The sequence below is a fragment of the Dyadobacter sp. SRI_021 genome (genome assembly GCF_057586235.1).
Map to the genome: position 1 here is coordinate 182,565 of NZ_JBYCZM010000001.1, position 12,539 is coordinate 195,103.

Below are 12,539 nucleotides of genomic sequence, written 5' to 3' on the forward strand. Positions count from 1 at the left end.
GTGAATATACGAGATTCAGGCTATGCGATAGCCGGTCCGGTGAATTTTATACGAAGATCGGCACAATTTTGTGATTTGTTAAATCCGGCCACGGCCCATAGAAGGACAGGCTTCACAATTATTCTAAAATGCACCATAACATAGAGATCAACTATATCTACAAACCGGTTTTCATCTCCAAAGAGCGCCACGCAGATAAAACAAGTTTCCTCTCCTTCATTGAAGACTATCGCGGCAAAACCATTCTGGATTTGTTTGCTTCCCAGAAACAAGAACTCATTCGGATCAGGCATCCCAAAAAACGGCTCAATGCCGCGGAAACAGAACAAAGATACCGCGAATGGGCCGAGGGTAAGGATACTGATGCCGAGGGCGTATGGGTATACTATCCATGGTCGGAACGACTCTTGCACCTGGTCGATGAAGCGGAATTCATTGAACTCAGGACAAGCCGTAACCAATACAAAATCACGCCCGATGAGCAGCTGCACCTTTCCAAACGCTCAATAGGCATTATCGGACTATCTGTGGGGCATTCTGTGGCGCTGAGCATTGCCACTGAACGGGCGTGCGGGAAACTGAAACTGGCTGATTTTGACACGATTGAACTCAGCAACCTCAATCGTATACGTACAGGGCTTCACAACATCGGCGTCAACAAATGCATCGTGACCGCCCGGGAGATAGCCGAAATCGACCCCTTCCTGGACATCGAATGCTTTCCTGACGGTATTACCCGGGAGAACCTGGATGGTTTCCTGCTCGATGGTGGGAAACTTGATATCCTGGTCGACGAATGCGACGATATTGCACTGAAAATAAGCGCGCGTATCCGTGCGGCGCAGCTCAGTATTCCGGTTGTGATGGAAACCAGCGACCGCGGCATGCTCGACGTTGAGCGGTTTGACACGGAGCCGGAGCGGCCCATTTTCCACGGTTATTTGCAAGGGCTCCCGCTGGACAAATTCGAACATATTTCCGAAGAAGACCGGCTTCCGCTCGTGCTTCGGATCGTGAATGCAATCAACGGCTCCAAAAGAGGCAAGGTCTCACTCGTCGAAATCGGTCAGAGTATCGGTACCTGGCCGCAGCTGGCCAGCGCGGTGACGCTCGGAGGCGGTGTTGTGACGGACGTGTGCCGACGCATCCTGCTTAACCAGTTCCATGAGTCGGGCAGGTACTATATTGATCTGGAAGAACTCGTCGGCGATAAATCGGAGAAGTCCCAGGGCTATTTCAGGCATAACCCGCATGCTCCTTTCGACTTCACCGAAGCGGTTCGTATAGCTGATTCGTTACCTCAAAAACAGACAGTAGCTATCCCGGAAAACGTGTTGGCCGACATTGTGAATGCTGCCTGCCAGGCTCCTTCCACGGGGAACGACCAGCCCTGGAAATGGCTCTACCACCACGGCAGGCTGTTCCTTTTCCACGACCGTTTTCGTTCGTTCTCTTTCGGTGATTTCGACCAAATCGCTTCCAACATTTCCTTCGGAGCTTCCTACGAGAATATATTATTAAAGGCTCATGAGGCCGGGCTTGGCGTAAAAGCCGAAATTTTCCCGCTGGGCGAGGATTCACCACTCATCGCAGCGATCGATTTTCAGCATAACGACGCAAACGGTACCGAACCGGTCTACGCCCCGGAGGCCGTCGGCGTGATCTACGAACGTTGCACGAACCGCAACCCCTCAACGCCGGTAGAAATTCCGGAAGCAGTCGTTCATCAATTAAAGGACGCAGCCGAAAGCGTCGCGGGAGCGGAATTCCATTACTTTTCCGACAAACAGGATATTATGGCCATCGGTGAGATCATAGGCGAATGCGATCGGGTGCGCCTGCTGAACCCGGAAGGACACTACGATTTCGTGCACCGCGAAATGAAATGGTCGCCTGCCGAAGCCGAATTATCCAGAGACGGGATCGACGTACGGACACTCGGGCTCAACAATGCGCAGATAGCCGCGCTTTCGATCATCCGCGACCGGGAAATTTCCCAGACATTGAAAGGCGTGCAGGGAGGCGGTGCGCTGGTAGACGCGGCGCTAAGATCGGTCAGTACAGCCTCTGCCCTGGGGATGATCACCATGCCGAAGTACAGTTACAAGGACTTTTTCCTGGGCGGAATAGCCATGCAACGCCTGTGGCTTCGGGCCGAACAGTTGCAATTTGCGATCCATCCATTAATTTCCCCGTTTTATTTGTTTCCCCGCATTACGAAGGGCGACAATGCAGGCCTCGATGAAGCGGAAGCTGCGAGATTACGTACTTTAAGAAAGAGATTCATGGAACTTGTACCGTTTGGAGAGGACGCGGCAGAGGTGTTCTTGTTTAAGATTGCAAAAGCGGAAAAACCCGGGATCAAGAGTTACCGATTGCCGTTAAACGAAACGCTATTTATTGTAAACCCATAACAGTACATGGTAGCACATATTAAAGCATACCGTGCACCGGATGATGTGGAAACGAGCCTGAGATATGTCGACGGACACCGCAGGGTACTCGAAGCATACGGCGTGAAGCAGGTGACATCGGCCAATCACACCTGGTTGGAAGACCCGAATACTTACGTGATCATCGTGCAGTCGGAGGACGGCAAGGACATTTATGGTGGTACCCGGGTGCAGGTCCGCTCGGCAAACCTCAAAATGCCGATGGAGGATGCAATTGCAAAGATCGACAAGAGCATTTACAGTTACGTCGACAAGATCGGCGACTATAACGTGGCCGAGTTTTGCGGGCTTTTCAATTCGAAGGAGGTAGCCGGTTATGGCATTGGTAGCGTATACCTGGGAAGAACGGCTATGGCGATTGCATCGAAAGTCGGGATTCATTGCCTGATGGGCCTTTGCTCACCTATCACCTTGGTTATCAGCCAGCGGATCGGGTTCGAGGTATTAACCGACCTGGGCAACAACGGGACATTTTATTATCCCAAAGAAGGATTGATCGCCACATCGCTGATCGCCAGAGATCTGATCAACCTGCCTTTTGCCACCGATGAGGAACGTGAAAAAATATTCAGCCTGAGAGCAAACCCCACTCAAACCGTTGTTGAAACCGGTCGGCGCGGGGACCTAACCATAGTTTACGATATTAATAAATGGATGTAAAGTTCTACCGCAGGATTATTGGAACCCTTCTGCTACTGATGAGCTTGCTTACCCACGCTCGTGCAGGCGAAGTCGTGTTCAAGGGCAACGACGTGACGATCGGAAGGCAGGTAGAAATACTGGAAGACACTTCCGCGTCATTGACGATAGACGAAGTAAAAGCCCATGGAAAATTTACGCCCAGCTTCGAGGATACACCCAACTTCGGCGTCAGTGCTTCCACTTTCTGGGTGCGCGTTAATATCAAGAACAATAGTGCCGAGGACAATCTGTTTCTTGAACTCGCATATCCCCGAATTGAATCGGTAACATTGTACTCAGCGGAGCGTGGTAAAACCAAGGAGGAAACCATTTCCTGGAACGACGCTTTCGACAAACGGCATGTCAAACACCAGAATATTGTATTCAAACTCGATATTCCCAGGCAGACTGCCCAAACCTACTACCTGCGAATCCACGGAAGCGAGCAGATTGTGGTCCCGCTCATCGTCCGTAGCGAGATGGGCTTTTTCCAGTTTGCATTAACCAACGAAATCATATCCGGTATACATATCGGAGTACTTTTCGTGATGATGCTCTACAACTTCTTTGTGTACTTCTCGATCCGCGAAAAGAGCTATTTATATTACGTGCTGTATATCCTGTTCATTGGGCTCACACAAACGACCATCACGGGCTATACATTCAAATTTCTCTGGCCTGAAACACCGGCCTTTAATGAATATTCGATCATCCTGTTCCCGGCGCTGGCGGGAAGCTTTGCATTGCTTTTTTTCCAGAACTTCCTGCACATCCGCGAGCGATCTGCCATCAATTACCGGATCATTATCGCGATCATCGTTACCTACGGCATAGCGGTGGTGTTCAACCTCCTGGGATTAAACATGGTCAGCTATCGTATCATCGATCTGCTTGCGCCTTCGGCTGCGCTTTTCGCGCTTGTGGTGGCGCTGATGTTGTCCCTGGAAGGCTACCGCCCGGCGAAGTTCTTCCTGGTTGCCTGGTCGATATTCCTGGTGGGGATCGTACTCTACTCGCTGCGAAACCTCAACATCCTGCCTTACAACAGCTTCACGAACTACACAATGCAGGCAGGTACGGCCATCGAGGTGATATTGCTGTCGTTCGCATTGGCGGATAAGATCAACATTTTCAAAAAAGAGAAAGAAATATCCCAGGCGCAGGCACTGCGGATTTCGATGGAAAACGAGAAAATCATCCTCGAACAGAATGCCTTCCTCGAAAAGAGCGTCAACGAGCGCACTGCCGAGTTGCAGTTTGCCAATACCGAGCTCAACCTGGCCCTCACCAAGTTGAAAGACGCACAAACCCAACTGATCGACTCGGAAAAAATGGCATCGCTCGGCCAGCTCACCGCGGGCATCGCACACGAGATCAACAACCCGATCAATTTCGTCAGCTCCAACATCCGTCCGCTGCGGAGGGATATCGACGATGTCCTGGAAATCCTCGACTCCTACGACGGCATCAGGGAGATCGATTCCATAGAAGGACTTCAGGGAAAAATAAAGGAGATCGAACGCCTCAAAGAAGATCTCGATCTGGACTACCTCAAGACCGAGCTCGGCACATTGCTGAAAGGCATGGAGGACGGCGCCCACCGTACCGTCGAAATCGTGAAAGGTTTGAAGATATTCTCCCGCGTGGATGAAACCGATCTGAACCTGGTGAATATCAATGAGGGAATCGAGTCCACACTCATTATCCTCAACTACCAGATGGGGAATTCGATCACGCTGGTGAAGGAACTGGGCAATATCCCGAGCATAGAGTGCTACGCGGGTAAACTCAACCAGGTATTTATGAATATCCTGACCAACTCGATCTACGCATTGCAAAAAGAAAAGCAAGAAGGCAAAACCCCGACCATTTGGGTAAAATCATGGCTGAAAGACCCCGAGACGGTGGCGATATCGATGCGTGACAATGGCCCGGGCATGACGCCGGAGGTCCGTGCCAAGATTTTTGAACCGTTTTTTACCACCAAGCAGGTGGGCGACGGGACCGGTTTGGGACTTTCAATTGTCTTTAAAATTATCGAAGTTCACAGCGGTAACATTCAAGTAAATACCGAGGTCGGAGAAGGAACAGAATTTTTGATCACACTGCCAGTAAAAAGAAAAGCACGCCCAATCCCTGATTTTCAATGAGCGAAAAAGCTATCACCATTCTGTACATTGACGACGAGGAGCACAACCTGCATTCGTTCAAGGCTTCGTTCCGCAAGCAGTACGATATCACGATTACCTCTTCGGTAGTGGAAGCGGAGCAAATGCTGGACGAAAAGGACTTCTGCATTATTTTGGCAGACCAGCGGATGCCGGGGCTGACGGGTGTTCAATTTTTCGAAAAAATCAGGACCAAATTCCCGAAACCAATACGTATCCTCATCACCGGGCATACTGATATCGGGGCGGCAATCGACGCGATCAACAAAGGGGAAGTGTTCCGGTTTATAGACAAACCCTGGGACTACAAGTATGTTGAAAATGCGATTTCCAATGCATACGATATTTATAAAACCCGCGAGGACCTCAAACAGCGGAACATCGAACTGCAAAAGGCCAACGAGGAACTCGACAAGTTTGTGTACAGCGCCTCGCACGACCTGCGCGCGCCGCTGATGTCGGTGCTCGGCATTGTGAACCTCGCATTGCTGGAAGAAGACGTCAAATCCCAGAATGAATACCTGGAACTGATCCGGCAGTCGGTGAAGAAGCTGGATACTTTCATTATCAACATCATCGATTATTACAAGAATGCACGCGGCGTTCCCGTCGTAACGGACATCAGCTTCGAAGAGCTGGTTACCGAAGTGCAGGCCACAATTCAGTACCTGCCCGAATATGGCAATCTGAAAATGACAACCGATATTCAGCAGGACGGGGTATTCCATTCGGATGTGATGAAACTTCGGATCATTTTCAATAATCTTATCAACAACGCGATCAAATTCCAGGATAAGAACAAACCCAATCCGTTTGTTCACCTGACCGTAAAATCCACCGATTCCGACGCACGAATCATCGTCGAAGACAACGGGACCGGCATCAAAGAGTCGGATCAGGATAAAATTTTCAAAATGTTTTACCGCGCGGGGGCTACCAACAGTGGCTCAGGAATAGGGCTTTACATCGTACACGAGGCGATCTCTAAACTGGGAGGGGAAATCAGCGTAACTTCAAAAATCGGACAGGGTAGTATTTTTGAAATCAATATTCCTTCTATTAACAAATAACCCGACATGGAGCCACTGCTTAACTTCTTTTTGATAGATGACAGCGCATTTGACCTGTTCATCTACGAAAAGTTATTGATCAAAAGCGGGATTACAAATTCAGTCAAAACCTTCAACTCGGCGCGCGACGCCCTCAAACACCTCATTGCCCAGGCCGAAAGCCTGCCGGACACGATCATTCTGCTCGATCTCCAGATGCCCGACATGAATGGCTTCGAGTTCATCGATGAATTCGATCGGCTGCCGGAAGCGCTTCGGGAAAAAGTCAGGATTTTTATGCTCTCCTCGACTATCGATACACGGGATATCGAAAAAGCCAAAGCCAGCCAGCACATTATTGACCTGCTGCCAAAACCATTGGAGATTCCTTTCCTTAAAAAGAAGCTTGCTATCTAAATCTTTGTAGTATAATTTTTTTAGGATATTAAATTAAGTGGACGAGCTCGCTAGCATTTCCTTCCACGGTTAAGGGTACGTCCAGCGTTAAATGGCCCTCCGTCGCATTTTCGGAGGGTAAGACGTCAGATGGAGCCCCTATACGTTGATTGTCAAGCCAATAAGCCAACAATCAAAATCAAACGCACCTCCACAAATTGTCCTATAATGTAACAATCAGCGCGACCATTGTCCGAAACAATGCGTGGTAAGAGTGCTGTTCCCTAAACGATACTATAAGGTTTCAAATCAAGAATATAATTTTTCAAATAATAAAAGATCTTACGAAGGGTTGGGTACGTTCTTATTGCATACTATCTGACAACCAGTGCAAACTTTAACACAATGTTTAATGAAAACTGATAGCAAAACCCTGGCCGAGATTTTGAAATTGCACGCACAGTACGTTAAAGAGGTTGAGTTCAGTGGCATCAAGCCTCTATCCATGGAGATTTACAAAACTAACTCCCACAATTTTGTACGCTGGATCCAAGACGAATTTCACCCCGGAAAAAAATTACGCAAAGAGGCCCTGTCCTGAATTGCAAGCAAGCACTCATTATACTCAACGTTTTATGACTGATGCTGCCGGTGAATGGGAACACCGGCAGCTCTTTTTTTATAGCGCGTTCTTTGCTAAGTTTGGGTATATGATGGGTTATCCGCCCTTAGTTACCTAAAGAATATGATTTTCACGATTTTCAAACTGCTGAAAGGCCGTTTTTCCAAAGACGCCATCGAAGAAGCCAAGTCCAACGAAAAAGCGATGACACGCCAGGAAGCATTGCAGCAAATGCGCAACATCGCCAGTCGCCGGTCGGGAAGCAGTGGCTCTACTAAAAAGAACTAGCAGCCCTGGCCGTAATAGGCATCCTTGCCGTGCTTTCTGAAATAATGCTTGTCGCACAGGCTCTGCTTGATCGCCGCAGCCGACGGATTGATCTGCAACGTCAGATAGGCCATTTTCGCAATCTCTTCCAGTACAATTGAATTGTAGATGGCCTTGGCCGGGTCTTTTCCCCAGGTAAATGGCCCGTGGCAGGCCACCAGCACCATTTCCACTTCTTCATAGCTTAGTCTTTCCCGCGCAAACAGATCGAGTATCTGGTTGCCCGTTTCGAGCTCGTAATCGCGCTGGATCATTTCATCGGACATTACCTCCGTCACCGGGATCGATACTGTCAGGTGATCGGCATGGGTAGTGCCGAGGTTCGGGATAGGCCGGATCGCCTGTGCCCACGCCACTGCGTACGTGGAATGCGTATGACACACGCCCCCGATCGACGGGAAACTTTTATAAAGCAACGTGTGCGTCTTGGTATCGGAAGACGGTCGCATATTTCCTTCTACCAATGCATTGTCCAGATCTACGATCACAATGTCTTCGACTTTCAACCGGTGGTACGGCACGCCGCTGGGCTTGATCGCCACCACGCCTGCCGCCCGGTCGATACCACTGACGTTACCAAAGGTCACGATCGCCAGTTCCTCCCGCGGGATCTCCATATTGGCCTCGTAAACCTGCTCTTTGAGGTATTGATATTTCGACATTTCGGATTATCTGTAATAGGCTTCACTCCAACGCAACTCGTTTTTCAACTGGCGCAACGTGGTATTTTTATCGATCACCACCAGTTCCACACCTACCATTTCGGCAAAGGTTTCAATATATTCCGTGGTAAGATTCTGGCTGAATGCCGTATGGTGCGCGCCGCCGGCGTAAATCCAGGCTGCGCAGCCAGTCTGCATATCCGGCTGAGGTTTCCAGAGCACGCGTGCCACCGGCAGCTTCGGCAATTGTTCGGTTGCTTCTACGGCTTCCACTTCGTTCACTAATAAGCGGAAACGATTGCCCATGTCCACGAGCGAAACGTTCAACGCGGGCCCGGCCGTCGCATTGAATACGAGCCGCACAGGGTCCTCCTTACCTCCTATCCCCAGCGCATGTACTTCCACGGAAGGCTTGCCTTTGGCAATGCTTGGGCAGATTTCCAGCATGTGCGATCCCAGCACCAGGTTATTCGATGGATTAAAATGATAAGTATAATCCTCCATAAATGAGTTGCCGCCCGGCAGGCCACTGGCCATTACTTTCAAGGCGCGCACCATCGCCGACGTTTTCCAGTCGCCTTCGCCGGCATAACCGTAACCCGCCGCCATCATGCGCTGTGAGCCGATGCCCGGCAGCTGTTTCATGCCATGCAGGTCTTCGAATGTATTGGTATAGCCTTTGAAATTGCCGTCTCTGAGAAAGTATTTCAAACCCAGCTCGATCTTCGCCGCGTCTCGCAAACCCTGGTGGCGCTGGCCGCCGTTCTCCAGGCCCGAAGCGAGTTGATACACGTCGATATACTCTTCAATCAATGCGGAGATTTCGGCATCGGAAACCTGGTTAATTACCGCTACCAAATCGCCAACTGCATACGTATTTACAGAGAAACCGAAAGTCATCTCGGCAGCCACCTTATCACCATCGGTAACGGCTACTTCCCGCATATTATCGCCGAAACGAACAAATTTCGCCCCTTTCAGGTCGTGACGGCCGGCGGCTACCCTCGCCCATCGCCCGAGGCCTTCCACCACATGATCCTGCTGCCAATGCCCGACGATCACCTTCCGGTTCAGTCGCATGCGCGTCATCATAAACCCAAATTCGCGATCGCCGTGTGCCGACTGGTTCAGGTTCATGAAATCCATGTCGATCTCGGCCCAGGGGATATCGCGGTTGTATTGGGTATGCAAATGCAATAGCGGCTTTTGCAGGATCTGCAAGCCACGAATCCACATTTTTGCAGGAGAGAAAGTGTGCATCCAGGCTACGATACCGATGCAATTCGGGGCACTGTTGGCTTCCTGGATGATGTGGTAGATTTCATCCGGTGATTTAACGACCGGTTTGAAAATCACCCGCACAGGTACCTGCGGGGCTTCGTCGAGGTAACGGGCGATGACCTGCGAATGTTCATCGACCTGGCGGAGCGTTTCCTCGCCGTACAAATGCTGACTTCCGGTGATAAACCAGACTTCAAACTGTTTTAAATCAAGCATCAGGTGAATTGTAAATATCCTTTTTGTAAAAATTCGTTCTCAATATAAGCGCCGGCGTCCAGGTACTTCTGATAAAGCTGCTGATACACTGTCGATTGCGCCTCACGCGGCTGGTACACGGCATCGAAGCCCGAGCTCATTGCTTCCTGCGCCTCCTGCAAGGTAGCGTGCACTCCGGCCGCCACCGACGCGAACATCGCCGCCCCTAGTGCGCAAGCCTGATCGGACGCCGCTACTTTAATAGGCATATTGAGTACATCGGCCAGCGTTTGCATGACAAATGCCGATTTTTTCGCTACTCCGCCAATCGCGATCACCTGATGGATCGGCACACCTTCACTCCGGAAGCGCTCCACGATGGCCTTCGAACCATAAGCGGTGGCCTCTACCAAGGCCTTGAATATCCGGGCGCTGTCGCTCGCGAGGTTCAGGCCAAGTAAAGCGCCCTTCAAGGTATGCTTCGCGTCGGGCGTACGTCGGCCATTCAGCCAGTCGATGGCGATAATGTCCTTTTCAGTAACCGGAAGTTTAGCCGCCTGTTCCGCCAGGTACGGGATGAGTTGTCCGGAAAGCCGTGATGCCTCTTCTTCGCCCAATAAAGTCCGCACAGGCTCAACAATGAGTTTGGAAAACCATGCGTAAATATCCCCGAAAGCCGATTGCCCGGCCTCCATACCCAGCATACCGGGCACAATGGAGCCGTCGACCTGCCCGCAAATGCCTTTGATCAGCAGATGTCCCACTTCCTCATTCGGAGCCACCAGCATATCGCAGGTGGAAGTACCAATTACTTTACATAAGGAATAAGGCTCGATGAGCGCACCTACTGCGCCCATATGCGCGTCGAATGCGCCCACGCCTATTACCACGTCTGCGGGAATGCCCAGTTTCGCGGCCCATTCTTTGGAAATAGTACCCATTGGCTCGTCAGAGGTTGCCGTATCAGCGAAGAGGCGATCGCGGAGTCCGTCGAGCAAAGGATCGAGCTCGCGGAAGAATGTATTGGATGGAAGGCCCTCAAAATCCTGGTGCCAAAGCGCTTTGTGGCCCGCGGCACAACGTGAACGTTTCAATTGAAGTGGGTCGGTAACGCCGGTCAGCTCTGCCGAAATCCAGTCGCAATGCTCTACCCACGAGAATGCATGCTCGCGTACGGCCTCGTCCACGCGCAGTGTGCGCAGGATCTTGGCCCAAAACCATTCCGACGAATAGATTCCGCCTACATATTTGGTAAAATCAATATCATAACTATGCGCCAGCCGGTTAATCTCCTCGGCCTCCGCGTTAGCGGTATGGTCTTTCCAGAGAATAAACATACCGTTGGGATTCTCGGCAAATTCAGGAAGCAATGCCAGCGGCGTACCATTTCGGTCTACGGCCACGGGCGTGGATCCTGTTGTATCCACCGAAATACCCCGCACATTTTGCCTTACGGACGGCGGAGCCTGGTCCAGTGCGCTGCGGACGGCGTTTTCCAGACTCTCGAGATAATCGAGCGGATGTTGCCGGAACTGTGAAACGCCCGCATCGCAATATTTGCCTTGCTTCCACCGGGGATATTCCTGTACGGCGGTTCCAGCCTGCTCACCTGTGTCCGCATTCACTACCAATGCCCTCACAGAGTCGGTACCGAAATCGATACCAATGACGTAATTCTCCTTCATAAATGTCGGTTTAGGATGTTCTCAGACCAATTTGACGCATTTATTTAACTAATCACCTAACAAATATAAATAAATTTGTTTTTAGTGTAACATTGACACAATCTAAATTTTAAGCGAGCGGAGCGAGCAGGCGCAAAGGTCTGCCTTCGTGCCTACCATTCGCAGGCCTCCGGCCGGTCAATACCGCAAGAACGAAGTTACCGTATCGACCGGCCGGAGGCCTGCGAATAGTGGGTACAAATCAAGAGATTTGCGCAAGCGCGCTTAATTACTCTTCATCGAATCCGGCATAAAATTCCAGAACGAGTGGAATTTCGTCTTGTACCGCTCAGCGTCCAGCTTGTAAAGGGTGGCTTTTTTCGTAGCACTATTGTTGTTCTTCTGCCCGGTATCGATGAGCAGACCGGTAGAAAGCAATTTCCGGCTGAAATTCCGGCGGTCTATGGGAATGTTGTAAATGGCTTCGTAGAGCTTTTGGAGTTGGGGAATCGTGAAGCGCTCGGGTAGCAGCTCGAAGCCGATCGGGTGCAGGGCTGCATTGTATTTAAGATGCTCGATGGCACGGGTGACCATTTGTTCGTGGTCGAATATCAGCTTCGGACGGGCGTCGAGGGTGATCCAGGAGGCATTGTGGCTTTTGACAGCCTCCGAATCGTGGTCGTCGATTTTGATCAATGCAAAAAATACGACGGAAACCGTGCGCTCGCCCGGGTCGCGATCCGCTTTCCCGAAAGTCTCAAGCTGCTCGACATAAATATCTTTGAGGCCCGTCAAATTATGCAGAATACGGACCGCCCCGTCGGCAAGGTCTTCATCCGCATTCAAAAAGCCCCCCATCAGCGACCATTTCCCTTTTTCGGGCTCGAAATTCCTTTTGATCAACAGCAGTTTGATATCCTTTCCGTCAAATCCGAAAATGATACAGTCAATGGCCACGAGAATGCGGGAGGCCTGGGGATAGTTATTCATCTAATACGTTATCGTAGAAGTATTGTCATTCAAGGCACTAACTCAACTACT

At 50.5% G+C, this 12,539-nt stretch carries 10 protein-coding genes; 6 read left to right on the plus strand and 4 right to left on the minus strand.

Translation table 11 applies throughout. The features are described from left to right. Positions 1-128 precede the first annotated feature (128 nt). The 6 genes from AC2YIT_RS00670 to AC2YIT_RS00695 all read left to right on the plus strand — a co-directional run bounded on the left by AC2YIT_RS00670 (position 129) and on the right by AC2YIT_RS00695 (position 7,657). On the plus strand, positions 129-2,414 hold the full coding sequence (locus AC2YIT_RS00670) for an Rv1355c family protein (RefSeq protein ID WP_487277932.1): 2,286 nt from the start codon (positions 129-131) through the stop codon (positions 2,412-2,414). Positions 2,415-2,420: 6 nt separating this feature from the next. Beyond that, the gene (locus tag AC2YIT_RS00675; protein WP_430843429.1) at positions 2,421-3,113 is read left to right on the plus strand and encodes a hypothetical protein; all 693 of its coding nucleotides are present in this window, start codon (positions 2,421-2,423) and stop codon (positions 3,111-3,113) included. Further along, complete coding sequence (locus AC2YIT_RS00680; RefSeq protein WP_430843428.1) at positions 3,104-5,284, plus strand: sensor histidine kinase; 2,181 nt, start codon at positions 3,104-3,106, stop codon at positions 5,282-5,284. Before AC2YIT_RS00675 ends, AC2YIT_RS00680 begins: the two co-directional genes overlap by 10 nt. Then, positions 5,281-6,372 carry a sensor histidine kinase gene (locus tag AC2YIT_RS00685; protein ID WP_487277933.1) on the plus strand — a complete coding sequence of 364 codons (1,092 nt, stop codon included), beginning with the start codon at positions 5,281-5,283 and terminating at the stop codon, positions 6,370-6,372. Before AC2YIT_RS00680 ends, AC2YIT_RS00685 begins: the two co-directional genes overlap by 4 nt. Before the next feature lie 6 nt (positions 6,373-6,378). After that, on the plus strand, positions 6,379-6,768 hold the full coding sequence (locus AC2YIT_RS00690) for a response regulator (protein WP_430843426.1): 390 nt from the start codon (positions 6,379-6,381) through the stop codon (positions 6,766-6,768). Positions 6,769-7,492: 724 nt separating this feature from the next. Further along, entirely contained in the window at positions 7,493-7,657 is a 165-nt protein-coding gene (locus AC2YIT_RS00695; protein WP_430843425.1) for a hypothetical protein, read from the plus strand. On the opposite strand, the gene AC2YIT_RS00700 is transcribed toward AC2YIT_RS00695, so the two are convergent. The 4 genes from AC2YIT_RS00700 to AC2YIT_RS00715 form a co-directional block, all read right to left on the minus strand. After that, positions 7,654-8,358, minus strand: a complete 705-nt coding sequence (locus AC2YIT_RS00700; protein ID WP_430843424.1) for an L-ribulose-5-phosphate 4-epimerase — start codon at positions 8,356-8,358, stop codon at positions 7,654-7,656. The two genes, AC2YIT_RS00695 and AC2YIT_RS00700, sit on opposite strands and share 4 nt — an antisense overlap. A 6-nt stretch (positions 8,359-8,364) precedes the next feature. Continuing rightward, a complete protein-coding gene (gene araA / locus AC2YIT_RS00705; protein WP_487277934.1) occupies positions 8,365-9,855 on the minus strand; it encodes an L-arabinose isomerase in 1,491 nt (496 codons plus the stop codon). Beyond that, positions 9,855-11,519, minus strand: a complete 1,665-nt coding sequence (locus AC2YIT_RS00710; protein ID WP_487277935.1) for a ribulokinase — start codon at positions 11,517-11,519, stop codon at positions 9,855-9,857. Before AC2YIT_RS00710 ends, araA begins: the two co-directional genes overlap by 1 nt. 264 nt (positions 11,520-11,783) lie before the next feature. Next, on the minus strand, positions 11,784-12,488 hold the full coding sequence (locus AC2YIT_RS00715; protein ID WP_430843421.1) for an NUDIX hydrolase: 705 nt from the start codon (positions 12,486-12,488) through the stop codon (positions 11,784-11,786). Positions 12,489-12,539: the final 51 nt, after the last annotated feature.

Excerpts from the sequence above, each read along its gene's own strand:
- AC2YIT_RS00670 (WP_487277932.1), top strand. The coding sequence starts at position 129 with ATGCACCATAACATAGAGATCAACTATATCTACAAACCGGTTTTCATC.
- AC2YIT_RS00675 (WP_430843429.1), top strand. The coding sequence starts at position 2,421 with ATGGTAGCACATATTAAAGCATACCGTGCACCGGATGATGTGGAAACG.
- AC2YIT_RS00680 (WP_430843428.1), top strand. The coding sequence starts at position 3,104 with ATGGATGTAAAGTTCTACCGCAGGATTATTGGAACCCTTCTGCTACTG.
- AC2YIT_RS00685 (WP_487277933.1), top strand. The coding sequence starts at position 5,281 with ATGAGCGAAAAAGCTATCACCATTCTGTACATTGACGACGAGGAGCAC.
- AC2YIT_RS00690 (WP_430843426.1), top strand. The coding sequence starts at position 6,379 with ATGGAGCCACTGCTTAACTTCTTTTTGATAGATGACAGCGCATTTGAC.
- AC2YIT_RS00695 (WP_430843425.1), top strand. The coding sequence starts at position 7,493 with ATGATTTTCACGATTTTCAAACTGCTGAAAGGCCGTTTTTCCAAAGAC.
- AC2YIT_RS00700 (WP_430843424.1), bottom strand. The coding sequence starts at position 8,358 with ATGTCGAAATATCAATACCTCAAAGAGCAGGTTTACGAGGCCAATATG.
- araA (WP_487277934.1), bottom strand. The coding sequence starts at position 9,855 with ATGCTTGATTTAAAACAGTTTGAAGTCTGGTTTATCACCGGAAGTCAG.
- AC2YIT_RS00710 (WP_487277935.1), bottom strand. The coding sequence starts at position 11,519 with ATGAAGGAGAATTACGTCATTGGTATCGATTTCGGTACCGACTCTGTG.
- AC2YIT_RS00715 (WP_430843421.1), bottom strand. The coding sequence starts at position 12,488 with ATGAATAACTATCCCCAGGCCTCCCGCATTCTCGTGGCCATTGACTGT.